21 protein-coding genes are annotated in these 23,331 nt (G+C 73.7%); 9 read left to right on the top strand and 12 right to left on the bottom strand.

Annotation, left to right across the window (positions count from 1 at the left end):
• Nucleotide 1 precedes the first annotated feature (1 nt).
• Together dnaJ and hrcA are read right to left on the bottom strand one after the other, a co-directional pair.
• Nucleotides 2-1,117: a molecular chaperone DnaJ gene (dnaJ, locus tag K0V08_RS03570; protein ID WP_012038252.1), complete on the bottom strand. Its 1,116-nt coding sequence runs from the start codon at nt 1,115-1,117 to the stop codon at nt 2-4.
• A 60-nt stretch (nt 1,118-1,177) separates the two neighbouring features.
• Nucleotides 1,178-2,200: a heat-inducible transcriptional repressor HrcA gene (gene hrcA, locus K0V08_RS03565; RefSeq protein ID WP_012038251.1), complete on the bottom strand. Its 1,023-nt coding sequence runs from the start codon at nt 2,198-2,200 to the stop codon at nt 1,178-1,180.
• Between the two features lie 187 nt (nt 2,201-2,387).
• On the opposite strand from hrcA, the gene K0V08_RS03560 reads away from it, so the two are divergent.
• Both K0V08_RS03560 and K0V08_RS03555 read left to right on the top strand, forming a co-directional pair.
• Nucleotides 2,388-2,783, top strand: coding sequence for a DUF4870 domain-containing protein (locus tag K0V08_RS03560; RefSeq protein WP_079533059.1), 396 nt, complete (start codon nt 2,388-2,390; stop codon nt 2,781-2,783).
• A gap of 10 nt (nt 2,784-2,793) precedes the next feature.
• Nucleotides 2,794-3,207, top strand: coding sequence for a VOC family protein (locus tag K0V08_RS03555; RefSeq protein ID WP_079533056.1), 414 nt, complete (start codon nt 2,794-2,796; stop codon nt 3,205-3,207).
• Between the two features lie 15 nt (nt 3,208-3,222).
• On the opposite strand, the gene hemW is transcribed toward K0V08_RS03555, so the two are convergent.
• Nucleotides 3,223-4,446, bottom strand: a complete 1,224-nt coding sequence (gene hemW, locus K0V08_RS03550; RefSeq protein WP_012038248.1) for a radical SAM family heme chaperone HemW — start codon at nt 4,444-4,446, stop codon at nt 3,223-3,225.
• A gap of 79 nt (nt 4,447-4,525) precedes the next feature.
• Here hemW and K0V08_RS03545 point away from each other — a divergent pair, with 79 nt between their 5' ends.
• Nucleotides 4,526-5,227, top strand: a complete 702-nt coding sequence (locus K0V08_RS03545; protein WP_012038247.1) for an HAD family hydrolase — start codon at nt 4,526-4,528, stop codon at nt 5,225-5,227.
• Between the two features lie 22 nt (nt 5,228-5,249).
• Here K0V08_RS03545 and K0V08_RS03540 read toward each other — a convergent pair whose 3' ends face one another.
• Nucleotides 5,250-5,903 carry a DUF1990 family protein gene (locus tag K0V08_RS03540; RefSeq protein ID WP_012038246.1) on the bottom strand — a complete coding sequence of 218 codons (654 nt, stop codon included), beginning with the start codon at nt 5,901-5,903 and terminating at the stop codon, nt 5,250-5,252.
• 296 nt (nt 5,904-6,199) lie between these two features.
• Here K0V08_RS03540 and K0V08_RS03535 point away from each other — a divergent pair, with 296 nt between their 5' ends.
• The 3 genes from K0V08_RS03535 (at nt 6,200) to K0V08_RS03525 (ending at nt 9,074) form a co-directional block, all read left to right on the top strand.
• Nucleotides 6,200-6,976, top strand: a complete 777-nt coding sequence (locus K0V08_RS03535; RefSeq protein WP_079533052.1) for a hypothetical protein — start codon at nt 6,200-6,202, stop codon at nt 6,974-6,976.
• A 315-nt stretch (nt 6,977-7,291) separates the two neighbouring features.
• Nucleotides 7,292-8,071 carry a hypothetical protein gene (locus tag K0V08_RS03530; protein WP_012038244.1) on the top strand — a complete coding sequence of 260 codons (780 nt, stop codon included), beginning with the start codon at nt 7,292-7,294 and terminating at the stop codon, nt 8,069-8,071.
• A 226-nt stretch (nt 8,072-8,297) separates the two neighbouring features.
• The gene (locus K0V08_RS03525) at nt 8,298-9,074 is read left to right on the top strand and encodes a hypothetical protein (protein ID WP_012038243.1); all 777 of its coding nucleotides are present in this window, start codon (nt 8,298-8,300) and stop codon (nt 9,072-9,074) included.
• Nucleotides 9,075-9,083: 9 nt separating this feature from the next.
• Here K0V08_RS03525 and lepA read toward each other — a convergent pair whose 3' ends face one another.
• From lepA to K0V08_RS03510, 3 genes are all read right to left on the bottom strand, one after another.
• Nucleotides 9,084-10,931, bottom strand: coding sequence for a translation elongation factor 4 (gene lepA / locus K0V08_RS03520; protein ID WP_012038242.1), 1,848 nt, complete (start codon nt 10,929-10,931; stop codon nt 9,084-9,086).
• 112 nt (nt 10,932-11,043) lie between these two features.
• Nucleotides 11,044-12,021 (bottom strand): epimerase, encoded by a 978-nt coding sequence (locus tag K0V08_RS03515; protein ID WP_012038241.1) that lies wholly within the window; start codon nt 12,019-12,021, stop codon nt 11,044-11,046.
• Nucleotides 12,018-13,277 carry an amidohydrolase gene (locus K0V08_RS03510; protein ID WP_079533049.1) on the bottom strand — a complete coding sequence of 420 codons (1,260 nt, stop codon included), beginning with the start codon at nt 13,275-13,277 and terminating at the stop codon, nt 12,018-12,020. Before K0V08_RS03510 ends, K0V08_RS03515 begins: the two co-directional genes overlap by 4 nt.
• A gap of 93 nt (nt 13,278-13,370) precedes the next feature.
• Here K0V08_RS03510 and K0V08_RS03505 point away from each other — a divergent pair, with 93 nt between their 5' ends.
• Nucleotides 13,371-13,889, top strand: a complete 519-nt coding sequence (locus K0V08_RS03505) for an NUDIX hydrolase (protein WP_012038239.1) — start codon at nt 13,371-13,373, stop codon at nt 13,887-13,889.
• A 135-nt stretch (nt 13,890-14,024) separates the two neighbouring features.
• Nucleotides 14,025-14,288: a 30S ribosomal protein S20 gene (gene rpsT / locus K0V08_RS03500; protein ID WP_079533047.1), complete on the top strand. Its 264-nt coding sequence runs from the start codon at nt 14,025-14,027 to the stop codon at nt 14,286-14,288.
• 102 nt (nt 14,289-14,390) lie between these two features.
• Here rpsT and holA read toward each other — a convergent pair whose 3' ends face one another.
• The 5 genes from holA to K0V08_RS03475 all read right to left on the bottom strand — a co-directional run bounded on the left by holA (nt 14,391) and on the right by K0V08_RS03475 (nt 22,445).
• Nucleotides 14,391-15,419, bottom strand: coding sequence for a DNA polymerase III subunit delta (gene holA / locus K0V08_RS03495; protein ID WP_012038237.1), 1,029 nt, complete (start codon nt 15,417-15,419; stop codon nt 14,391-14,393).
• An 85-nt stretch (nt 15,420-15,504) separates the two neighbouring features.
• Entirely contained in the window at nt 15,505-16,893 is a 1,389-nt protein-coding gene (locus K0V08_RS03490; RefSeq protein WP_228510688.1) for a ComEC/Rec2 family competence protein, read from the bottom strand.
• 365 nt (nt 16,894-17,258) lie between these two features.
• Nucleotides 17,259-17,969 (bottom strand): helix-hairpin-helix domain-containing protein, encoded by a 711-nt coding sequence (locus K0V08_RS03485; RefSeq protein WP_310886197.1) that lies wholly within the window; start codon nt 17,967-17,969, stop codon nt 17,259-17,261.
• Between the two features lie 357 nt (nt 17,970-18,326).
• Nucleotides 18,327-20,882: a leucine--tRNA ligase gene (gene leuS / locus K0V08_RS03480; RefSeq protein WP_079533042.1), complete on the bottom strand. Its 2,556-nt coding sequence runs from the start codon at nt 20,880-20,882 to the stop codon at nt 18,327-18,329.
• 99 nt (nt 20,883-20,981) lie between these two features.
• Nucleotides 20,982-22,445 carry an anthranilate synthase component I family protein gene (locus K0V08_RS03475; RefSeq protein WP_079533040.1) on the bottom strand — a complete coding sequence of 488 codons (1,464 nt, stop codon included), beginning with the start codon at nt 22,443-22,445 and terminating at the stop codon, nt 20,982-20,984.
• Between the two features lie 53 nt (nt 22,446-22,498).
• Between K0V08_RS03475 and K0V08_RS03470 the strand changes: the two genes are divergently transcribed.
• Nucleotides 22,499-23,317, top strand: coding sequence for an aminotransferase class IV (locus tag K0V08_RS03470; protein ID WP_079533037.1), 819 nt, complete (start codon nt 22,499-22,501; stop codon nt 23,315-23,317).
• The last annotated feature ends 14 nt before the right edge of the window (nt 23,318-23,331 follow it).

Genomic DNA, 23,331 nt, shown 5'->3' with positions numbered 1-23,331 from the left:
GTCAGACGTTGAGGAAGCGGTCGCGGAGCTTCTGGAACAGGCCCTGCTGGAAGTGCGCGAGGTGCGGGGCGGGCGCCTTGTTGCGGCGCGCGAACTGCTGGATGAGGTCGCGCTCCTTGTGGTCGAGCTTCTGCGGCGTGACCACCTGGATCCCGATCTTGAGGTCACCCCGACCGGAGCCGCGGAGCTTCGAGACGCCGCGACCGCGCACCGTGATGATCTCGGCGCTCTGGATCCCGGGGCGCAGCTCCAGGTCGACGTCGCCGTCGAGCGCCTCGATGCGCGCGTCGCTGCCGAGGATCGCGTCGACCATGCTCACCTCGACCGTGGCGAGCAGGTCGTCGCCGTTGCGGCTGAAGACCTCGTGGTGCTTCACCTTGATCTCGAGGTAGAGGTCGCCGTTGGGGCCGCCCGCGGGGCCGACCTCGCCGGAGCCCGGCATCTGGAGACGCAGGCCCGTGTCGACGCCGGCCGGGATGTCCACCGGCACGGTGCGGCGCGCGCGGACGCGGCCCTGGCCCTGACAGGTGGGGCACGGGTGCGGGATGACGGTGCCGTATCCACGGCAGGTGCCGCAGGGGCTCGACGTCATGACGTTGCCGAGGAGCGAGCGCACCTGGCGCTGGATGCTGCCGGATCCGCGGCAGATGTCGCACGTGACGGCGCTCGTGCCGGGCTGGGCGCAGGATCCGTGGCAGGTGTCGCAGACGACCGCCGTGTCGACCTCGAGGTCGCGGTGCACGCCGAAGATGACCTCCTCGAGCTCGACCTCCACGCGCAGGAGAGCGTCCTGGCCGCGCTCCTGGCGCGAGCGCGGGCCGCGTCCGCCGCCACCCTGCTGGCCGCCGAAGAACGTCTCGAAGATGTCGCCGAACCCGCCGAAGCCCTGGCCGCCCTGTCCGCCGAACCCGGCCTGCGGGCCCAGGTCGTACTGCTGGCGCTGCTGGGGATCCGACAGCACGTCGTACGCGTGCGTGACGAGCTTGAACCGCTCGGCCGCGTCGGGGGCGTCGTTGACGTCCGGGTGGAGCTGGCGCGCCTGCTTGCGGTACGCCTTCTTGATCTCCTCTGGCGTCGCCTCGCGGCTCACGCCGAGTACTTCGTAGTGGTCAGCCACGTCGGGCCCTTCGGTGGTGATGGTCGTGGGAACTGGGGGCGGTGCGCCGGCGTGCGGCGGTCACCGCTCCTCGAGCAGGCGCGAGAGGTAGCGCGCGACCGCGCGCACCGACGCCATGTTGGTGGAGTAGTCCATGCGGGTCGGACCCAGCACGCCGAGGCGCGCGAGCACGCCGCCGGACGAGCTGTAGCCGCTGGTGAGCACGCTCGTCTCGCCGAGGCCGAACGGGGCGTTCTCCCGGCCGATGCTCACCGAGACGCCGTGCTGGTCGGCCTCCATCTCGCCGAGCAGGCGCAGGAGCACCACCTGCTCCTCGATGGCCTCGAGGACGGGCGAGATGCTCCCGGGGAAGTCGCGTTCCGTCCGGGCGAGGTTCGCGGATCCCGCCAGCAGCAGCCGCTCCTGGCGGTTGGCGAGGACCTGCTCGACGAGCGTGCCCGCGAGCACGGAGGCCGCGGCGCGCTGGGCCGGCTCGACCTCGTCGGACAGTGTCTCGAGCCGGGTCGCCGCCTCGGCGAGGCCGAGACCGCCGACGGCCTGGTTGATCCGCGTGCGCATGACCGCGAGGAAGGCGTCGTCCGGGTCGCCCGCGAGCTCGACGACGCGCTGCTCGACGCGGCCCGTGTCGGTGATGAGCACGGTGAGCACGCGCGTCGTCGACAGGGCGACGAGCTCGACGTGCTTGACGTGGCTCGTGGCGAGCGACGGGTACTGCACGAGCGCGACCTGGTTGGTGAGCTGCGCGAGGAGGCGGACGGTGCGCGCGAGCACGTCGTCGAGGTCGACGGACTCGCCGAGGAACACGTGGATGGCCTGGCGCTGCGCGGGCGTGAGCGGGCGCACGTCGGCGAGCTGGTCGACGAAGAGGCGGTACCCCTTGTCGGTCGGCACGCGACCGGACGAGGTGTGCGGCGCGGCGATCAGCTCCTCCTCCTCGAGGAGGGCCATGTCGTTGCGGATGGTGGCGGCCGAGACGCCGAAGGCGTGGCGCTCCACGATGGACTTGGAGCCCACGGGCTCCCGCGAGGACACGTAGTCCTGCACGATCACCCGGAGGACGTCGAGCCCGCGTTCCGAGACCATGGCGGCTCCCTCCTGGCACTCGTCGGTTCTGACTGCCAATCGTACCGCGGCTCCGGGGATGGTCGGCGTTGCCGGTCGCGCGTCGTCGGCGGTAGCGTGGAGTGGCCAGGCGTCGCCCGGCCCACCCACGATCCGCTCGCGTCCGCCGGTACCCGGCCGTCGCGTGGCACCGAGAGGCTCCCCCGCGATGTCCGCACCCGATCCCCACCCGTACGGCGCGCCCGCTCCGCTCACGCCGAGCGAGGACCGCCTCTGGGCGTCGCTCACGCACTTCCTCGCGATCTTCATCGTCCCGTCGTTCATCGTGTGGCTCGTGTTCCGCGAGCGCGGCCGCTTCACCGACCAGGAGGGCAAGGAGGCGACCAACTGGACCATCAACGTGGTCGGCGCCCTCGTCATCCTCAACGTGCTGCAGGTGGTCTTCGGGATCATCCCGATCCTCGGGGTCATCATCGGCCTGCTCCTCGGCCTCGTGATCTTCGCGGTGGTCGTGGTCAACATCGTGTTCGCGATCATCGGCGGCACGCGCGTGCAGGCGGGCCGGCCCTACCGCTACCCGCTCAACATCCGGTGGATCAAGTAGGCGGACGCCCGTGAGCGCGAGGATCCGGCACGTCGCGATCGACTGCAGGGACCCGCACGCGCTCTCGCTCTTCTGGGCCGGCGTGACCGGCTTCGCGGAGGACCCGGACGAGCCGAACCTCCCCGGCCAGGACGCCGCGTGGTTGGGTGACCCCGTCTCCGGGCTCGGCATCATCCTGCAGCGCGCGGATGCGCCGAAGGCCGGCAAGAACCGCGTGCACCTCGACCTCGCGCCCGACGACCGCACGCGCGACCAGGAGGTCGACCGCGTGCTGGCGCTGGGAGCCGCGCTCGTGGCCGACCGGCGGAACGCGGACGGCAGCGGCTGGGTCGTGCTCGCGGACCCCGAGGGCAACGAGTTCTGCGTGGAGCGCAGCGATGCCGAGCGCGAGGCCGGCGACGTGGTGGGCGCGGTCGTCCTCTGACGACCGGTCCCCCGCTCAGTCCTCGAGCAGCCGCCGCACGACGGCGTCGGCCAGCAGGCGCCCCTGCAGCGTGAGCACGAGGGTGCCGGACAGGGCGGCGCGGGGATCCACCAGGCCGTCGGCGATGAGGCCCGCGACCTGCCGGCGGCCCTCGGCCGTGAGCGTCGGGATGGCGAGGCCGTCGCGGATGCGGGCGCCGAGCAGCACGCGCTCCACCTCGCGCGTCGCGTCGTCGAGCGACTCGCGGCCCGCGCCGGGCGACGCACCCGCGAGCACGCGGTCGGCGTACGCGGCCGGGTGCTTGACGTTCCACCAGCGGACGCCGCCCACGTGGCTGTGCGCGCCGGGGCCGACGCCCCACCAGTCGTGGCCCTGCCAGTAGGCGAGGTTGTGGCGGCTGCGACGGCCGTCGCGCGCCCAGTTGCTCACCTCGTACCACTCGTAGCCGGCCTCGCCCAGCATGCGGTCGGCGAGCTCGTACATGTCCGCCTGGAGGTCCTCGTCGGGCTCGGGCACCTCGTCGCGCCGGATCTGCCGCGCGAGCTTCGTCCCGGGCTCGACGATGAGCGCGTAGGCGGAGAGGTGGTCGGGCTCCTGCGCGATCGCCTGCTCGAGCGAGGCGCGCCAGTCGTCGATGGTCTCCCCCGGCGTCCCGTAGATGAGGTCGAGGCTGACCTCGAGGCCGGCGGCCCGGGCGCCGCGGACGACGGGCGCTATGCGCGCAGGGTCGTGGGTGCGCTCGAGCGTGGCGAGCACGCGTGGCACGGCGGACTGCATGCCGAAGGACACGCGCGTGAAGCCGCCGGCCGCGAGCGCGGCGAGGTAGGCGTCGTCGACGCTGTCGGGGTTGGCCTCCGTCGTGACCTCGGCGCCCTCGGCGAGCCCGAAGGTCTCGCGGACGGCGTCGAGCATCCGGACGAGGTCCTCCACGGGGAGGAGCGTCGGGGTGCCGCCGCCGAGGAAGACGGTGGACGCGGACCGGGCGGGGATGCCGGAGTCGCGGAGGGAGGATCCGGCGAAGCGCACCTCCTGCACGGCCTGGGACGCGTAGTCGGACTGCCTCACGCCGCGGAGCTCGGGCGCCGTGTAGGTGTTGAAGTCGCAGTAGCCGCAGCGGACGCGGCAGAACGGCACGTGCAGGTACACGCCGAACGCGCGGGCGTCCGCCCCGTCGGCCGCGGAGGTCGGCAGCAGCCCGTCGGCGGGGGCGGGATCGGCGAGGGGCAGGGCGGACGGCATCCGTCCATCATCCCCCGGCCCGGAGGCGCCCGGGTCCGCGGCCGTCGGGGTGCGCCTCGTCCTCCGGCAGGATGGGGGCATGACCGACGCCAGAACCTCCCGGCCCCTGCACGTCCTCTGGGACGTCGACGGCACGCTCCTGCTCAACGGCCCACGCGCCGGCGGCATGTACCACCGCGCGATCGAGCTGGCCGCGGGCGTCGAGCTCGAGGACCGCACGGTCCACGCGCACGGGAAGACCGACGGGCAGATCATCTGGGAGACCCTCGACCTCTACGGGCTGCCGGAGTCGCTGCACGCGGCCGTCCGGGAGCAGCTCGAGGGGATGTCCCGCGTCGAGCACTACGGCGCGGGTCGGCGCGAGGTGCCCGTCGGCGTCCCCCGCCTCGTCGCCGACGTCGCCGAGCGCGGCTGGGTGAACGCGCTGCTGACCGGCAACTCGCCGCTCCGCGCCCGGTACAAGCTCGACGGCGCGGGGCTCGACGTCGACCTGTTCGACTGGGACGCGTCCTTCTTCGGGCACGAGGCCCGGATCCGCAGCGACCTCACCCGCCGCGCGGCCGACGCGCTGGCCGGGGCGAGCGTCGTGATCATCGGCGACACCCCCGCGGACGGCGTCGCCGCCGAGGCCGCTGGCTTCCCCTTCGTGGCCGTCGCCACGGGCGCGTACGACGTCGGACAGCTCCGGGCGCCGGACGCCCACGCGGCCGTGGTGGTGGCGGACCTCGAAGCGGGTCACGACGAGGTCATGGCCTATCTCGACGGTCTCGCCGAGCGCTGACCCCACCCCGCGAGGGCGCGGATCAGGCGGACGCGACCGCCGGGTGCAGTGCCTTGAGGTACCGGCGCATGAAGACGCCCTGCACGACGCGGAGGACGGGGCTCGCGAGCCGCATCGGCCATGACGCCGGTCGGGAGAAGACGCGGAGGGTGAGCCACACGCTGCCGTCGGGCTCCCGGGAGACGAGGAACGCCTCCTCGCCGCTCAGCGGGTGCCCGTGCACCGTGCCGTAGGCGAAGCCGACCCGGTCGGTCTCCTGCACGGTGTAGACGACGCGGACGGGCGCCTCGGGGTGGAACGGTCCGAACGGCATGCGGAGCACGGCTGACGTGCCGGATGTGATCCACGCGGTGCCGTCGTCGCCGTACAGCGTCTCTCGCGGGCGGTCGACGGGCACCTGGGGCACCCCGTCCTCGTCGAACTCCAGCCCCTGGTAGCCGGGGTCGTCCGGCACCTCCTGCTCGATGCGGGTGACCTCGATCCCGCTGCCGCGCTGGACGCCCCACGTCATGAGGAGCGCGACGGCCTGCTCGAAGCGCTCGTCGCCGCTGCCGAGCCGGGCGCTCGCCTCGGCGGGACGATAGCCCTCGGGCGGATAGGTCATGAGGTCGACGGCCTGGGTGCCGCCGACGGAGCCGTACGTGACGGCGGTAGCGGTGTAGGTGCTGCGGCGCATGTCGTCAAGACTACGGCGTGTCGCTGGGCGTCCCGCGCGTGCCGACGACGCGGCCTCCGCCGTCCGTCGAGCCCCCGGATCGGGGGCGCGACGCCATCCGTCATGCCTGCGGATGACGTGCGGCCTCGGCCCGTCATCCCGGCGCCGTAGCGGCCATCGGAGCGTCATCGGATCGTGACCTGGACGAGCGTGGAGCGACTGCCGCGCCCCCTGGCCTTCACACGACGACGGGCCTCCCGGCGCCGCCCCCACCCCCATCCCGACGCTCCGCGTCGACCATCGGAAGGCGCCCCGGCATGCTCCGCTCCCTCACCGCCCTCGCCGTGGCCGGCACCCTCGCCGTCGGCGGTCTCGCGGTCGCGACCCCCGCATCCGCCGCATCGGCCAGCGGCACGTTCTACTCGGTGCCCTACGGCTCCACCCTCTTCGAGGTGACGACCGTCGACGGTCGCCCGCACGCTGACCCCGCCACGTTCCAGGACTGGTCGGCCGCCGGCCGCCCCGCGCCCCGCGCCGCCACCACCGTCTACGTGCGCTTCGCGTGGGAGTCCACGGTCCAGGCCGACAGCACGGCGGGCGGCGCGCGGTTCTCGACGTCGCTGGGCTACGACGAGTGGCGTCGGGCCGGCTCCCCCACCCCGCGGACCGACCGCCTCCCGGCCGCGGCGAGCATCCTGCAGTACGACGCGTCGGACGAGCTCTTCGTCGTGGAGGGGTTCTCCTCCTTCTCCGACGTCATCGCGTACCACCAGCTGACCTTCGCCGAGTGGACGCACCTCGGCTCCCCCGCCGTGGATGAGACGTCGCCGCGCCCCTTCTCGAAGCTCTCGTGGTATCCCACGCTCGTCGGCCCGATCTCGGACGACGGCACGACCGGCCCCGTGTCCTTCGAGATCTGGGACGGCTACGCCCGCCCCACGCCCGAGGTGGTCTCGTCCTACCCCGGTGACGAGTACTGCCGGGCCGCTGGCGCGCAGGAGATCCGCTACATCGGGAAGGCCGCCCCGGACGGCGTGGCGATGACGTTCGACCAGTGGCTCGCCGCCGGCAAGCCGCAGCCCGGCATCTGCTGAGCGCTCCTGCAGCGTCGTAACGCGCCCCTGCCTCTCGAGGTTGGGGCGCGTCTTCGCGTCCAGGCGCCGTCCGGCTCGCGCGCATAGCAGGTCCAGTCGCCGTGCGCATCCGTCCCGTGGTCGCTGTGCCTCATCCACAGGTCCAACCCCCTCCCGGGGGTGGTCCTCGACGTGATGAAACCGTGATCAGAGCAGCATTCCGGGGTGGTGTGGAAAGCGGATACGTTGAGCGTGCGAGGCCGAGCCGGAACCGGCGGGACCTCGGTCCGCTCACCCCTCTCGGCGCCGCGGCGTCACCCTTCGGAAGGCCACACCATGAACCGCTCCCTGCCCGCCCTCGCCCTCGTCGGGGCCCTCGCCCTCGGCGGCACGCTGCTCGCCGCGGCGCCCGCCCAGGCCGCTGCCGGGGAGACCTACTACTCGGTCCCCTTCAGCGACTCCCTGATCCGCGAGTCCTCCATCACCGCCGAGGAGCCCGGCATCGGCTACGCGAGCTTCGCGGAGTGGAAGGCCGACGGCTTCCCGCGTCCCGTCCCCGCGGCCGTGGCCTACCGCGTCCTCCCCTGGGACAGCACCGTCTTCGCCGACGTGATGGGGACCCACTCCGGCTTGACCGCGTCGCTGTCCGGCAGCGAGTGGCGCCGGGCCGGATCGCCCACGCCGACGCGGGGCGCGCTCCCGTTCTCCTCGGTCGTGGTCCAGTACCCGACGTCGGACGAGCTCCTCGTCCGCACCGGGACGCTCTGGGGATCGGACGCCGCCGAGTGGCACACGATGACCTTCGCCGAGTGGCGCACCCTCGGCTTCCCGTCCGTGGACTACCGCGCCGAGAGCGGCTACTCCCGGCTGGCATGGCTCGAGACGATCGTCGGGCAGGACCCCATCACGGGCGCGGACGGACCCATCAGCTACGACACCTGGCTCGACGCCGGCCGTCCCACGCCCAAGGTCCTGCAGGCCTTCCCGTTCGACAAGTACTGCTCCACCCCGGGCGGCGCGGAGATCCGCTACGTCGGCATGGCCGCCCCCGAGGGTCTGTCGCTGACGTTCCGCCAGTGGGTCGCCGCGGGATCGCCGACGCCGACCGCCTGCTGACGCTCCTTCCCGGCCGCACGCGACGCGCCCCCTGCCTCTCGAGGCGGGGGGCGCGTCGCGTGCGGCCGGGATGAGACGCATACGTGACCGGACGGGCCCGCTGGCTCGCTGCACAGGCCCTACGGTGGAGATCCGACCGCAGCCCTCGAGACTCGACGGGCGGACTCCGATCTCCTCGGGAGATCGTCGGAAGCGCGGCGACGATGCGGCAGCCGGGAAGGTCGTCATGCGCCGCTCCATCATCGCCCTCGTCATCGGCGCCGCGCTGGCAGCAGGCGGAGCCGTGGCGCTCCCCGCGCCGGCCGACGCACTCCCCGGACGGCCGTACTACTCGTTGCCGTTCACCGACGCCCTCGTCTACACCGCGCGCTTCCCGGACCGCGGAGCCGCCTTCGCCACGGTCGAGCAGTGGCAGGCCGACGGCTCCCCCGTCCCGACGCCGGCGACGGTCGCGTACCGGGTCCTCCCGTGGGACTCCACGGTGTACGCCGACGTCAATGTGGGCATCACCGACTTCGGGGTGGCACTGGACGCCGCCCAGTGGCGGCGCGCGGGATCGCCCGCGCCGACCCGGGGAGTCCTCCCCGAGGCGTCGGAGATATGGCAGCACCCCGGCTCCGACGAGCTCCTCGTCCGGACGCGGTACGGATGGGACCGGCACTCCGCGGTCTGGCACACGATGACGTTCCCCGAATGGAGGACGCTCGGCTTCCCACCCGTCGACAGGCGCGGCGAGCACGTCTACGAGCGGCTCAGCTGGCTGGAGACCGTCGTCGCACGACGGGATCGGGGGGTCGACGCGCACCGCGTCTCCTTCGACGAGTGGTCGGAGGCGGGCCGACCGACGCCTGGCACCGTCGCCGCGTTCCCCGGCGACCGGTACTGCTCGGTGCCGGGGAGCGCGGAGATCCGCTACGTCGGCATCGCGGAGCCCAACGGCCTCGCGCTGTCCTTCGAACGGTGGATCGCCGCGGGCTCGCCGCAGGCGTCCGGCTCCTGCTGACGCCTCGGGCTACTTCGCCTTCTTCTCCGTGTCGCCCGAGAGCGCGGCGATGAACGCCTCCTGGGGGACCTCGACGCGGCCGACCATCTTCATGCGCTTCTTGCCCTCCTTCTGCTTCTCGAGGAGCTTGCGCTTGCGGGTGATGTCGCCGCCGTAGCACTTCGCGAGGACGTCCTTCCGCATGGCGCGGATGGACTCGCGGGCGATGATCCGCGCGCCGATGGCCGCCTGGATCGGCACCTCGAACTGCTGGCGCGGGATGAGCTCGCGCAGGCGGCCCGTCATGAGCACGCCGTACGCGTACGCCTTGTCGCGGTGGACGATGGCGCTGAACGCGTCGACCTGCTCGCCCTGCAGCAGGATGTCGACCTTCACGAGGTCGGAGTCCTGCGAGCCCGCGGGCTCGTAGTCGAGCGACGCGTAGCCGGCCGTCTTGCTCTTGAGGTTGTCGAAGAAGTCGAACACGATCTCGCCGAGCGGCATCGTGTATCGGACCTCCACCCGGTCCTCGCCGAGGTACTCCATGCCGAGCAGGATCCCGCGCCGCGACTGGCACAGCTCCATGATCGTGCCGACGTAGTCCTTGGGGGCGAGGATGGCCGCCTTCACGACGGGCTCGGAGACGCTGACGATCTTGCCGCCCGGGAACTCGCTCGGGTTGGTGACGGTGACGGTCTTCTTGTCCTCGCTCGTGACCTCGTAGATCACGCTGGGCGCGGTCGTGATGAGGTCGAGGCCGAACTCGCGCGAGAGGCGCTCGGTGATGATCTCGAGGTGCAGGAGGCCGAGGAAGCCGCAGCGGAAGCCGAAGCCGAGCGCGACCGAGGTCTCGGGCTCGTAGACGAGCGCGGCGTCGGAGAGCTTGAGCTTGTCGAGGGCGTCGCGGAGGTCGGGGTAGTCGGATCCGTCGATCGGGTAGAGCCCGGAGAAGACCATCGGCAGCGGCTCGGTGTATCCGGGCAGCGCCTCCGTCGCGGGACGCGCTGCGGTGGTGACGGTGTCGCCGACCTTCGACTGGCGCACGTCCTTCACGCCCGTGATGAGGTAGCCGACCTCGCCGACGCCGAGCCCGTCGGAGGGCGTGGGCTCCGGCGAGCTGACGCCGATCTCGAGGATCTCGTGGGTGGCGCGCGTCGACATCATCGAGATCTTCTCGCGCGGGCTGAGCTTGCCGTCGATCATGCGGACGTAGGTGACCACGCCGCGGTAGGCGTCGTAGACCGAGTCGAAGATCATGGCGCGCGCGGCGGCGTCGGGGTCGCCGACGGGCGCGGGGATGGTGCGGGAGACGCGGTCGAGGAGGTCCTCGACGCCGGCACCGGTCTTGCCGGAGACGCGCAGCACGTCGGACGGGTCGCCGCCGATGAGCGAGGCGAGCTCGGCGGCGTACTTGTCGGGATCCGCCGCCGGCAGGTCGATCTTGTTGAGCACCGGGATGATCGTGAGGTCGTTCTCGAGCGCGAGGTAGAGGTTCGCGAGAGTCTGCGCCTCGATGCCCTGCGCGGCGTCGACCAGGAGGATGGCGCCCTCGCACGCGGCGAGCGAGCGGCTGACCTCGTAGGAGAAGTCGACGTGGCCCGGGGTGTCGATCATGTTGAGCGCGTACGTCTGGCCGTCGAGCTCCCACGGCATGCGGACGGCCTGGCTCTTGATCGTGATGCCGCGCTCGCGCTCGATGTCCATGCGGTCGAGGTACTGGGCGCGCATGGAGCGCGAGTCGACGACGCCCGTCATCTGCAGCATGCGGTCGGCCAGCGTGGACTTGCCGTGGTCGATGTGGGCGATGATGCAGAAGTTGCGGATGGACGCGGGGTCGGTCGCGGCGGGCCGGAGGGCCTTCGAAGCTAGGGGGCTCACGCGTTCCTTACGGGTCTTGTCGGTGGAGCGGAACCACGATCATCCCATGGCACGCCCGCCGAGCCGTCGTCGCGGCGAGCGACCTGCCCCGCGGTCGCGCGCCGCGGCGCGGTCAGCGGCGCACGATGTCGGCGACGGCCGCGTCGAGCTCGGGCCAGCGGAAGCGGTAGCCCGCGGCCTCGAGCGTCTCCGGCACGACCCAGCGGCTCTTGAGGACGAGCTCCGGCTCCGTGCGGAACAGCCACATGCCGACCTCGAGCATCCACCGGTTCGCCGCGAGGCCGACGGGCATGCCGACGGCACGGCGCAGGACCTTCATCAGGCGGCGGTTGGTGACGGGCGCGGGGCTCGACGCGTTGACCGGACCCTCGAGGGTCGGGGTGTCGCGCACGAAGCGGATGATGCCGACCAGGTCGTCGATGTGCAGCCAGCTGAAGACCTGGCGGCCGTGGGTCGGCTGGTAACCGTGGTGCGCACCGGCCCGGATCCGGGACGGGCGTCCGGGGAACCGGCCGTCGAGCTGCGGGCCGCCGAGGCCGAAGCGCGCGAGGCCGAGGAGCGGCTGCAGCGCGCCGTCGCGGCCGAGCACGATCGCGATCCGGAGCGCCACGCGGCGGGTGGCGGGCAGCTCGGGCGCGAAGAACGCGCGCTCCCACGCGCGGCCGACCGACGGCGAGAAGTCGTCGCCGAGCTCGCCGGTCGACTCCGTCTGCGGCCGGTCGGTCGCGTGCCGGTAGACGGTGGCGGTGGAGGCGTTGATCCACATCGGCACGGGCCGCGCGCTGTCGGCGACGGCGCGCGCGAGCTCGGCCGTCGTCTCCACGCGCGAGCGCAGGATCTCCCGGCGGTTCGCCGCGCCGTAGCGGCAGTTCACGCTCTTGCCCGCGAGGTTCACGAGGAGGTCGGCGCCGTCGAGGAGCCGGCGGATCCCCTCGGCGTCGCCCCAGCACGCGTCGGCGCCGGAGCGGCCGATCGTGCGGACCAGGTAGCCCTCGTCGCCGAGCTCGCGCACGAGCACCTGCCCGATGAAGCCGGACGCTCCCGCGACGACCGCGGTGCGCGGGGCGGTCGACCCCGGCGCGTCGCTCATGCGCCGAAGCGCGCGCGGCGCTCGACCGTGGTGCCCTGGCCGTCGGCCCAGGTGTAGACCGTGCTCCCGCCGATGATGACGTGCTCGGCGCGGGACTGGACGTCGAGCGGGTCGCCCGACCAGATCACGACGTCCGCGTCGAGGCCCGGCGTGAGCGCGCCGACGCGGTGGTCGAGGCGGAGGATCGCGGCCGGGTTCGCCGTGATGGCGCGGATCGCGACGTCGGCGGGCAGGCCGTCCTTCACGGCGAAGGACGCCTGGTGCACCAGGAAGTCGATCGGCACGACCGGCGCGTCGGTCGTGATCGCGACGAGGACGCCCGCGCGGTGCAGCGCGGCCAGGTTCGCGACGGCGCGGTCCCTGAGCTCGACCTTGGAGCGCGAGGTGATCATGGGGCCGAAGATCACGGGGATGCCGCGCTCGGCGAGCACGTCGGCGATCTTGTCGCCCTCGGTGCCGTGGTTCACGACCAGGCGATAGCCGAACTCGTCGGCGAGGCGGATCGCGGTGGCGATGTCGTCGTGGCGGTGGGTGTGCTGGTCCCAGGCGAGCTCGCCGTCGAGGACACGCACGAGCGTCTCCTTGCCGAGGTCGCGGGAGAACGGCTTGCCCTCCGCCGCGGCGTGGTCGCGCGCGGCGCGGTAGTCCTCGGCGTCGCGGAAGGCGCGGCGGATCACCATGGCCACGCCCAGGCGCGTCGACGGCGTGCGGTCCTTGGCGCCGTAGACGCGCTTCGGGTTCTCCCCCAGCGCGCTCTTGACGCTCACGGAGTCGCTGACGAGCTGCTCGTCGATCGTGCGGCCACCCCACGACTTGATGGCGACGGACTGGCCGCCGATCGGGTTGCCGGAGCCGGGCTTGACGACGATGGTCGTGACGCCGCCCTTCAGCGCGTCGCGGAAGCCCTCGTCGTCGATGTCGATGGCGTCGATCGCGCGCACCGAGCTCATGTCGGGATCCGTCATCTCGTTCGTGTCGTTGCCCGCGGGGCCGTTGGCCTCCTCGTGGATGCCGACGTGGCCATGCGCCTCGACGAAGCCCGGCAGGACCCAGCGGCCGCTCGCGTCGATGACGGTCGCGCCCTCGGGCACCTCGACGTCGCCGGCCTGGCCGACCGCGGCGACGAGGCCGTCGCGGAGGAGGACGGTGCCGCCCGGGATCGGGGCGCCGTCGACGGGGATGACGTGGCCGCCGACGATGGCGGTGACGGAGGATGCGGACGCGCGGACGGGAGCGGTGCTGTCGGAGAGGGGCATGGTCCGAGCCTAGGACGCGGGCCGTCCCTCGACGGCGGGGCGGCGGGTCCGCGGGCGGGTCGTGGCCATGCGGGGTGTCGGTACGCTCGCGGGATGGGCATCCCCGACTTCATCGTCTCCCTCCGCGAGCGGGTCGGCACCGCTCCCCTCTGGCTCTCGGGCGTCACCGCCGTGATCCTCGACGGCCCCCGGGTCCTCCTCGTCCGCCGCGGCGACACCGGCGCGTGGGCGCCCGTCTCGGGGATCCTCGAGCCCGGCGAGGAGCCCGCCGTCGGCGCCTGGCGCGAGGCGGAGGAGGAGACCGGCGTGATCGTGGAGGTCGAGCGGCTGGTCGCCGTCGGGACGACGGACGAGATCACCTACCCGAACGGCGACCGGGCCAGCTACCTCGACCTCACGTTCCGGTGCCGCTACGTCTCGGGCGAGGCGCGCGTCAACGACGACGAGTCGCTCGAGGTCGCCTGGTGGCCGGTGGACGCGCTGCCGGAGATGCCCGCCGACTTCCTCGGGCGGATCCGGCACGCGGTCGGCGACGTGCCCGAGACCCGGTTCGTGCGTCCCGGCGACGACGTCCCCCGGCTCGCCCGCGACGCGCCCGGCCCCGCGGCCTGATTTCCCGGCCGCGACCTGGTATCGTCGCCTGTTGGCTTGCGTGTGGTCCTCCCCGATCACGCGGTATCGCCGCAGGCGCCCTCTCTCGCTGAGCGGCAACTCATACGACGACAACTCGAACGGAAGACATAACACGTGGCAAACATCAAGTCGCAGATCAAGCGCATCGGCACCAACAAGAAGGCCCAGGAGCGCAACAAGGCCGTCAAGAGCGAGCTGAAGACGGCCATCCGCTCCGTCAAGACCGCCATCACCGCGGGCGACAAGGACGCGGCCGTCAAGGCCGTCAGCCTCGCCGGCAAGAAGCTCGACAAGGCCGCAAGAAAGGGCGTCATCCACAAGAACCAGGCCGCGAACCGCAAGGGCGCGATCGCCAAGCAGGTCGTCAAGATCGGCTGACCTCCCCTGGTGTGAACGACGGGCTCCGCGCATCGCGCGGGGCCCGTCGTCATGTCCGGAGGTGGCTCCGACGGGTGAGCCGCCCGGCGGCCCGGCCGCGCGTCAGTCCCGGCCGCGCGAGGCGACGGTGCGCACCATGCGCTCCAGCGAGTAGACGGGGTCGCGTCCGCCGCCCTTCACCTGCGCGTCCGCCTCGGCGAGGGCCTCGATGGCCCGGCCGAGACCCGCGTCGTCCCAGAGCTGCAGGTCGCGGCGGGCGCGATCGACCTGCCACGGTGCCATGCCGAGCTTCGACGCCAGCTGGCCCGACGCGCCCGAGACCCCCGAGACCTTGGCCATCGTGCGGATCTTCATCGCGAAGGCGGCGATGAGCGGCACGGGGTCCGCGCCCGAGGTGAGCGCGTGGCGGAGCAGGACGAGCGCCTCGCCGCCGCGGCCGGCGATCGCCGAGTCCGCGACCGCGAAGGCGTTGATCTCGACCCGCCCGCCGTAGTACTGGTCGACCGTGACCTCGGTGATCTCGTGCGCGGTGTCCGAGATGAGCTGCTGGCACGCCGACGCGAGCTCGCTCACGTCGTCCTGGAAGGCGGCCACGAGCTGCCGCACCGCGCCCGGCGTGATCGAGCGCTTCGCGGCCCGGAACTCGGCCACGGCGAAGTCGTGCTTCTCGCTGTCCTTCTTGAGCTCCGCGCAGACGACCTCGATGCCGCCGCCGGTGCCCGCGCGCACGGCGTCGAGCAACTTCTTGCCGCGCACTCCCCCGGCGTGCCGCAGCACGACGTAGGTGTCGTCGGCGGGCTGGTCGAGGTACGCCACCGCGTCGAGCAGGAACTGGTCCGAGCTCTTCTCCACGTTCACGACCCGGATGAGCCGCGGCTCCGCGAACAGGGACGGGCTCGCGAGCGTGATGAGCTCGCCGGGCGCGTAGGAGTCGGCCTCGATGTCGGAGACCTCGATGCGGGGGTCCTCCGCCGTGAGGATGTCGCGGAGGCGTCGCATCGCCCGGTCGGCGAGGAGGGCCTCGGTGCCGGACACGAGGACGATGGGCGCCGGCCGCACCGCGTCCCAGGAGAGCTGCGGGATGGCCGCGGAGGGCTTCGCCGCCGTGCTGCGGGACGTCCTGGTCGCCATGCGGGTCCTTCCGGGGGGTGCGGGGCGCGGGTGCGCGGGTGCGGATGGCCAGAGCCGTGCGGGCCGGCAGTCGGGCGGATCCAGGTTAGCCGTCGGGTGGGACATCCCCCGGCCCGGGGACGGCGGCGGCGCGCGGCCGCGGGGAGACCGGACGCCCGAGCGCCACCACCGCGATCACCAGGGCGATCGCGACCGTGAGCGCGATGACGCCCGCGGGCCCGGACGCCCAGGGCACGCGGCCCGCCGGGAGACGGGACATGACGGAGGCTACCGCGGCGATCCACGACGCGGGCAGCCAGGCCAGGCGCAGCACGAGACCGCCCGCAGACGGCCAGACCGGGAGGACGACGCAGGCGACGAGCCCGCCGATGGTGGCCGGTGCGGCGGCGGGCTCGGCGAGCACGTTGGCGAGCACCCCGTGCACGGGCAGGCCGGGTTGCAGCACGAGGAGCACCGGCTGGCACGCCACCTGCGCGGCGACGGGGATCGCGAGCGCCTCGGCCAGGCGACGCGGCATGCGGCGCGACAGGCGGTCCGCGAGCGGGGGCGCCAGCACGAGGAGCCCGGCCGTCGCCAGCACGCTGAGGGCGAAGCCGAGGTCGCGTGCCAGCCAGGGATCGCCCGTGAGCAGGACGACCACGGCCACCGCGAGGGCGGGCAGGCCGCGGGAAGGCCGACCGGATGCGGTGGAGACGATGAGCACGGCGGCCATCACGGCGGCGCGCAGCACGCTGGGCTGCGGCGTCACCAGGATCACGAACGCGCCGAGGGCGGCCAACGCCGCGACCGCTCGCGCCGGTCGCCGGAGCCCGGCCGCGGCGGCCAGCGCGAGCACGAGTCCCACGATGACAGCGCAGTTCGCGCCGGAGACGGCCGTGAGGTGCGTGAGCGAGCTGTCCTTCATGGTCTGCGCGAGGGCGGGCGTCACGGCCGACACGTCCCCGATCGCGAGACCGGGCAGCAGCTCGGCCCCCGGTCCGCGGAGGTCGGCCGCGGCGTCGGCGAGGCGCGCGCGGAGTCCGTCGGCGAACCCGAGCGCGCCGGCGGGACCGCCCGCGACCTCGGGTGCCCCGCGGGCGACGAGGAGGTAGGCGGCGCGGTCGCCCGGATCCGCGGCGCGGACGGCGGCGCTCACGTGCATGAGCGCGCCGACCCCCGGGCGAGCGGGAGCGGATCCGTCGTGCTGCTCGTCGACGCCCGAGGCGAAGACCACGACGGGCACCGGGGCCGGCAGCCGCAGCGTGGCGTCGACCGTGCGTCCGCCCGCATCGCGGCCGATGTGGAGCGCGGTCAGGTGCGCGACGATCCGCACCCGATCCGCGCGGCCCTGTCCGCTCCCGGGGCGCGCGGCTACCTGCGCGGGAGGCTCGTCGACGACCGCGTCCGCGACCACCATGCCGTCCGCGTGCACGGCGGCCTCGAGGACCTCCGGGTGTCGCGACGGCTCGCGGGCGGCGGCGGCGCCGAGGAGCATGGCCGCGACCCCGCCGGCGACCGCCAGCGCGGCAGCGGCGCGGCGGCACCGGGCCGCCGACGCGTCCGCTCGGCGCGCCCGCCGTCGGCGTGGGATGCGCGGCCCGGCGTGCGGGGATCCCGTCGGGGTCGCACGCGGCCTCGCGCGGACCGCCGACCGGACGGCGATCCCGGCGCACACCACCGCCAGCGTCGCGGCGACGCCGGCAGACGACGCGGCCGCACCGCGGATGCCGATCGCAGCCGCCGTGGCCGTCCAGCCTGCGGCCGCGGGGATCGCGAGTCGGAGGTCGACGTGCGCCCCGGCCGCACTCCGCCGCCCTCGCGCCGGCCTGTTCGAGCCGCCGCCGGCACCGGATCTCCGCGTCACACCCGCACCAGCGGGGTGAGCGACGCGAGCGTGCGATCGCCGATGCCCGGGACCCGACCGAGGTCGGCGACGCGCGCGAAGCGGCCGTGCGCGGCGCGCCACGCGATGATCCGCGCGGCCAGGGACGGGCCGACGCGCGGGAGCGTCTCCAGCTGCTCCGCGGTGGCCGTGTTGAGGTCCAGCGGCGCCGACGGGCTCGCGGCCCCGCCTGCGGCTCCGGGAGCGCCCGACGTCGCGGGCACGGCCGGGGCCTCCCCCTGTCGCGGGACGACGAGCTGCTCCCCGTCGGAGAGGACGCGCGCGAGGTTGACGCCCGCGGTGTCCGCCCCGTCGGCGAAGCCGTGCGCGGCGGCGAGGGCGTCGACGACGCGGCTGCCGGGGGCCAGGGGGTACAGCCCCGGGGAGACGACCGCGCCGACCACGTGCACGTAGATGGGCGTCCGCGCGCCGTCGGCGGATCCGCCGGTCCCGCCGTCCGCGTCGCTCGCGTCGCCCGTGTCCCCGGCGGCCGTGTCGCCGTCCCCGGATCCGTCCGATGCGCCGGCGCCTGCGCCCGTGTGCGCCGACGGGCTCGGGTGCGTAGCCGGGGCCACCGCCGGGGAGGCGACGCCGGCCGACTGGACGGCGGTGACGAGGATCGTCACCACGAGGGCTGCGCCGACCAGCACGACCGCCGCCCCGATGCCGACGCGCAGCCGGATGCGCACCCGCTGACCGGGTAGCGGATGCACCTCGTCGGGTGCAGAGCGGACCGAGACGTCGTCGTCAGCCGGGTCGGCTCCACCGTCCGCTCGTGGTGGGGGCGCGGCGTCCGAGGGCCACTCGGCGTCGGGCTCCCACCCGTCGTCCGTCCATCCCGTGCGCCCCCGGGGCTCGGCGGCATCGGGTCCGGGAAGGGGACGGCGGAGGGGGCGCATGCGGGCACGGTAGGCGGTGCCCGGCGGCGTCCGGCCTACGGGTCCGGGTCTGGGGATCGCCGTCGCGGATCCGGCCTGGGATGGAGCGGGGGCGGCCCGTCACCGGACCGCCCCGTGCCACCGCGACGTCGCGTCGTCGGCCGCCCCTCAGGGAGCGGTGGTGGTGATGCTCACGATCTTGGGCGCGCGGACGATGACCTTGTCGATCGTGCGACCCGCGGTGGACCGCTTGACGCCCGCGGTCTCGCGCGCGAGCGCCTCGAGCTCGTCCGCCCCGATCTTCGCGTCGACCTCGAGCTTGTCGCGCACCTTGCCGTCGACCTGCACCACGGCCGTGACCGTGCTCTGCACGAGCAGGTTGCGCTCCGCCTTGCGCCAGCCGGCGAACGCCACGGAACCCTCGCGGCCGAGGCGCCTCCACATGTCCTCCGCCGTGTACGGCGCGAACAGGCTGAGGGCGATGGCCACGACCTCCGTCGCCTCGCGCACGGCCGCGTCGCCGCCGCCCGGACCCTGGTCGATGGTCTTGCGGATGGCGTTCACCAGCTCCATGGTGCGGGCGATGACGACGTTGAACTTGAACGCCTCGAGCATGCCGGGCGCCTCGGCGAGGAAGCGGTGCGTGACGCGGCGGAGCGCCTCGTCGCCCGTCTTCCACTCGATCTCCGGCGCGCTCGTGATGTCGCCCGTGAGCCGCCAGGCGCGCGCCAGGAACTTCGCGGAGCCGGACGGGGAGACGTCCTCCCAGTCGATGTCGTCCTCGGGCGGGCCGGCGAACGCCATCGTCAGGCGGATGGCGTCGACGCCGTGGCGGTCCATCTCGGAGCCCAGGTCGACGCCGCCCTTGCTCTTCGACATCTTGCTGCCGCCGGAGAGCACCATGCCCTGGTTGAGCAGCGCGCTGAACGGCTCGGTGAACGTGACGTAGCCGAGGTCGAACAGGACCTTCGTGATGAAGCGCGAGTACAGCAGGTGCAGGATCGCGTGCTCCACGCCGCCCACGTACTGGTCGATGGGCGCCCAGCGGTCGGCGTCGGCCGGGTCGAACGCCTTCGTGGCGTCGTTCGGCGACAGGAAGCGCAGCCAGTACCAGGAGCTGTCCATGAAGGTGTCCATGGTGTCGGGGTCGCGCGTGGCCGGGCTGCCGTCGACGGGGCTCGGCACGTTCGTCCACTCCGTGGCGGCCGCCAGCGGCGACTTGCCCTTCGGCGTGAGGTCGAGCCCCTCGGTGTCGGGCAGCCGGACGGGCAGCTGGTCCTCGGGGACGCGGATCTCGTTCCCCTCGGCGTCGTAGACGATCGGGATGGGCGTGCCCCAGAAGCGCTGGCGCGAGATGAGCCAGTCGCGCAGGCGGTAGTTCTTCGCCGCGCGGCCGCGGCCCTCCGCCTCGAGCTGCTCGATGACGCGCTTGATGGCCGGCTGCTTGCTCAGCCCGTTGAGGGATCCGGAGTTGATGAGGCGGCCCTCGCCGGGCAGCGCGACGCCCGTGCGGCCGGGCAGCACCTCCTCGAGGTCGGGGAGCTCGCCGTCCTCCGGGATGATGCGGATGGCGCCCGTGACGGGCTGCGTGGTGTCGACGACGACCCGCACCGGCAGGTCGAAGGCGCGCGCGAAGTCGAGGTCGCGCTGGTCGTGCGCGGGGACGGCCATGACGGCGCCCGTGCCGTAGTCGGCGAGCACGTAGTCGGCGGCCCAGACGGGGATCCGCTCGCCGTTGACCGGGTTGATCGCCGTGCGGCCGAGCGGGATGCCGGTCTTCGGGCGGTCGGTCGTGGAGCGCTCGATCTCGTTGAGGCGCTGCGTGCGCTCCAGGTAGCCGCGGAACCGCTCGCGGACCTCGTCCGACGCGCCCTCGACGAGCTCCGCCGCCAGGTCGCTGTCGGGCGCGACGACCATGAAGGTGGCGCCGTGCAGCGTGTCCGGACGCGTGGTGAAGACCGTGACGGGCTCGTCGCGGCCCTCGACGACGAAGTCGACCTCCGCGCCTATGGAGCGTCCGATCCAGTTGCGCTGCATGCTGATGACCTTCGCCGGCCACGTGCCCTCGAGCTGGTTGAGGTCGTCGACGAGGCGGTCGGCGTAGTCGGTGATGCGCAGGTACCACTGCGTGAGCTTCTTCTTGACGACCACGGCGCCCGAGCGGTCGGACGTGCCGTCCGGCAGGACCTGCTCGTTGGCGAGCACGGTCTGGTCCACCGGGTCCCAGTTGACCCAGCTGTCCTTGCGGTACGCGAGGCCCTTCTCGTGCATCTTGAGGAACAGCCACTGGTTCCACCGGTAGTACTCGGGGTCGCTCGTGTGGAGCTCGCGCTCCCAGTCGAAGGAGAGGCCGTAGCGCTTCATCGACTGCTTCTGCGTCTCGATGTTCGCGTAGGTCCACTCGCGCGGGTCGACCCCGCGCTTGATGGCCGCGTTCTCCGCGGGCAGGCCGAAGGAGTCCCAGCCGATGGGGTGCAGCACGTTGAAGCCCTGCTGGCGCCAGTAGCGCGCGACCGCGTCGCCGAGCGCGAACGCCTCGGCGTGACCCATGTGGAGGTCGCCCGAGGGGTACGGGAACATGTCGAGGATGTACTTGCGCGGGCGGCTGTCGCTCGCGTCCGGCGCGCGGAACGGCTGCTCGCGCTCCCACACCTCCGACCACTCGGCCTCGATGGCGCGGAAGTCGTAGGTCTCGCCGGGGGTGTCGGGGGTCTCGTGTGCCAAGGGCGCTCTCGATTCGATGCGGGGGGTCGCGGCCGTGAAGGCCTCGACAAGACTAGTGAACGCGCGCGGCCCCTCCCGAACCGGTGGGAGGGGCGCGGATCAGGCCGGCTCCGGCGCCCTGGGGAGGGGCGGACGCGGTGCGGCGTCGGCGTCGGCGCCGGGTGGCGACACGCGTCCGGCCCGGACGGCGGCGAGGAGCGGCGCGGCCTTCACGCGCACCTCCTCGAGCTCCTCCTCGGGTACGGACAACGCCGTGATCCCGCCGCCGGCACCGACCGTCGCACGGCCGTCCGTGACGACGACCGAGCGGATCACCATGGCGAGGTCGACGCGCCCGTCGTCGCCGAACCATCCGAACGCGCCCGCGTACACGCCGCGCGGGCCGCCCTCGAGCGCCTGCAGGATGCCCACGGCCGCGGACTTGGGTGCGCCCGTCATGGATCCCGCGGGGAACAGGGCCCGCACCGCGTCGACTGCGGAGACGCCCGGGGCGAGCTCCCCCTCGACGCGGCTCACGAGCTGGTGCACCTGGGCGTAGGCCTCGACGGCGAACAAGCTCGTGACGCGCACGGACCCGAGCACGCACACGCGGCTGAGGTCGTTGCGCATGAGGTCGACGATCATGACGTTCTCGGCGCGCTCCTTCTCGCTCGCCAGGAGCTCGGCGCGCGCCCGGGCGTCGGCGGCGGGATCCGCGTGGCGGGGCCTGGTGCCCTTGATGGGGAGCGTGCGCAGGGTGCCGCCCGCGTCGACCTCGACGAACCGCTCGGGCGACGCGCTGACGAGCACCGTGCCGCCCGCGCGCAGGAACGCGCCGTGGTGGGTGGGGCTGAGCGCACGCAGCGCCAGGTGCACGCGGACGGGGTCGACGTGCCCCGGCACGGCCGCGCTGTTCGTGAGGCAGAGCTGGTACGCGTCGCCGCGGCGGATGGACTCCTGGCAGGAGCGGATGAGGTCGAGGTAGGCCGCGTCGTCGTGCCGCCAGACAGGGGGCGCGGCGCCGTCGTCCTCCGGGGCGCGCGCGACGGGACGGGCGTCGGACGGGTGCGCGCGGTCCAGCTCCTCCTCGACGGCGAGCGGCCAGGGATCCCCCGCTCGTGCGACGGCCCACACCTCGCCCGCGGCGTGGTCGAAGGCGAGGAGGCGGTCGACGCGGAGCGCGGCGGCCGGGACGGGGCCCGTGGCGTCCGCTGGCGCGCTCGGCGGGGCGTGGTGGAGCGGGACGGCCTCTGTCCAGGCGTCGTGCGGGATCCAGCCGACGAGCCCCAGTCGGAAGGCGAGGCCGTCCGGCAGCGGGTCGGCACCGGGCGCGGCGGACCCGGCGGGCGCCGACGCGGGCAGCAGCTCCGCCAGCCCCGCGAACAGGCCCCGCGGCCACGCCGTCATGGTCTCGGCGGACGCGGCGAGGTAGCTCCACCCCTCCCCCGCCGAGTCATCGAGCCAGGCGACGTCGCCGGCGGACTCCGCGGCGAAGAGCGCCAGGAACACGTCCTCCGGGTCGTGCCAGCGGCCCAGCCGGCGGCCGACGACCTCCGCGGCGGCGCGCGCGTCGCGCTCGTGCATGCTCGGCCTCCCGGTGTCCTGAGCGCACCCGGCGGCCGCCTAGCCTCAAGGGTATGAGTTCCGAGACGATCCTCAGGTGGACCGCGGCCGGATGGGCGACGACGGCCCCGGATCCCGCCGGTGGAGGAGCCGAGGAGCCGCGACCCGCCGCTCACCGGGTGCTCGCGGCCGACTCGTTCCTCGTCGAGGAGGGCCGGGTGCTGGCGCTCGACGTCCACCGGCAGCGGTTCCTCGCGTCGCTGCGCCTGCAGTCCGCGGCCGTGCCGGATCCCGCGGCCTTCCTCGACGCCGCGGTCGCCGCGCTGCCCCGCGACGGCGCGTGGTTCCCGCGCGTGGAGGCGCTCCGCGGGCCCGACGGCGACGTGGCGCGGCTCCTCGTGCGACCGGCACCGGATCGCACGGCCTCGGTGGTGCTGCGCGACCACGACGGCCCGGATCCGCGCACGATGCCGCGCGTCAAGGGACCCGACCTGCACGCCCTCGGCGCCCTGCGGAGCCGCGCGTCCCGATACGGCGCGGGCGAGGCGGTGATCCTCGCGGCCGATGGCACGATCGTCGAGGGCGCGTACAGCGCGATCCTGTGGTGGCACGGCGACGCCCTCGCGGTCGTCGAGGGCGACGTGCCGCGGATCCCGAGCGTCACCGAACGCAGCATCGTCGCGCTGGCCACGGCCCTCGGCGTCGACGTGCTGCATGAGCGGGCGCGGCCGGCCGACCTCGACGGGCGCGAGGTGTGGGCCGTGAGCGCGCTGCACGGGATCCGCCTGGTGCGCGGCTGGATCGACGGGCCCGCCACCGCGGCCGAGCCCGGTCGTGCGCGTGCGTGGCGCACGCGGCTGCATGCGCTGCGGCGCGAGCTGCCCGCGGGCTGACGCGCGCGCGACCC

Source organism: Clavibacter michiganensis (assembly GCF_021216655.1).
GTDB classification, from domain to species: Bacteria; Actinomycetota; Actinomycetes; order Actinomycetales; family Microbacteriaceae; genus Clavibacter; species Clavibacter michiganensis.
Note: the sequence above shows the minus strand (reverse complement) of the source record. Positions and strands in the feature narration are given on the sequence as shown.

Excerpts from the sequence above, each read along its gene's own strand:
- hrcA (WP_012038251.1), bottom strand. The coding sequence starts at position 2,200 with ATGGTCTCGGAACGCGGGCTCGACGTCCTCCGGGTGATCGTGCAGGAC.
- K0V08_RS03560 (WP_079533059.1), top strand. The coding sequence starts at position 2,388 with ATGTCCGCACCCGATCCCCACCCGTACGGCGCGCCCGCTCCGCTCACG.
- hemW (WP_012038248.1), bottom strand. The coding sequence starts at position 4,446 with ATGCCGTCCGCCCTGCCCCTCGCCGATCCCGCCCCCGCCGACGGGCTG.
- K0V08_RS03545 (WP_012038247.1), top strand. The coding sequence starts at position 4,526 with ATGACCGACGCCAGAACCTCCCGGCCCCTGCACGTCCTCTGGGACGTC.
- K0V08_RS03540 (WP_012038246.1), bottom strand. The coding sequence starts at position 5,903 with ATGCGCCGCAGCACCTACACCGCTACCGCCGTCACGTACGGCTCCGTC.
- K0V08_RS03535 (WP_079533052.1), top strand. The coding sequence starts at position 6,200 with ATGCTCCGCTCCCTCACCGCCCTCGCCGTGGCCGGCACCCTCGCCGTC.
- K0V08_RS03530 (WP_012038244.1), top strand. The coding sequence starts at position 7,292 with ATGAACCGCTCCCTGCCCGCCCTCGCCCTCGTCGGGGCCCTCGCCCTC.
- K0V08_RS03525 (WP_012038243.1), top strand. The coding sequence starts at position 8,298 with ATGCGCCGCTCCATCATCGCCCTCGTCATCGGCGCCGCGCTGGCAGCA.
- K0V08_RS03515 (WP_012038241.1), bottom strand. The coding sequence starts at position 12,021 with ATGAGCGACGCGCCGGGGTCGACCGCCCCGCGCACCGCGGTCGTCGCG.
- K0V08_RS03510 (WP_079533049.1), bottom strand. The coding sequence starts at position 13,277 with ATGCCCCTCTCCGACAGCACCGCTCCCGTCCGCGCGTCCGCATCCTCC.
- K0V08_RS03505 (WP_012038239.1), top strand. The coding sequence starts at position 13,371 with ATGGGCATCCCCGACTTCATCGTCTCCCTCCGCGAGCGGGTCGGCACC.
- holA (WP_012038237.1), bottom strand. The coding sequence starts at position 15,419 with ATGGCGACCAGGACGTCCCGCAGCACGGCGGCGAAGCCCTCCGCGGCC.
- K0V08_RS03490 (WP_228510688.1), bottom strand. The coding sequence starts at position 16,893 with ATGCTCCTCGGCGCCGCCGCCGCCCGCGAGCCGTCGCGACACCCGGAG.
- K0V08_RS03475 (WP_079533040.1), bottom strand. The coding sequence starts at position 22,445 with ATGCACGAGCGCGACGCGCGCGCCGCCGCGGAGGTCGTCGGCCGCCGG.
- K0V08_RS03470 (WP_079533037.1), top strand. The coding sequence starts at position 22,499 with ATGAGTTCCGAGACGATCCTCAGGTGGACCGCGGCCGGATGGGCGACG.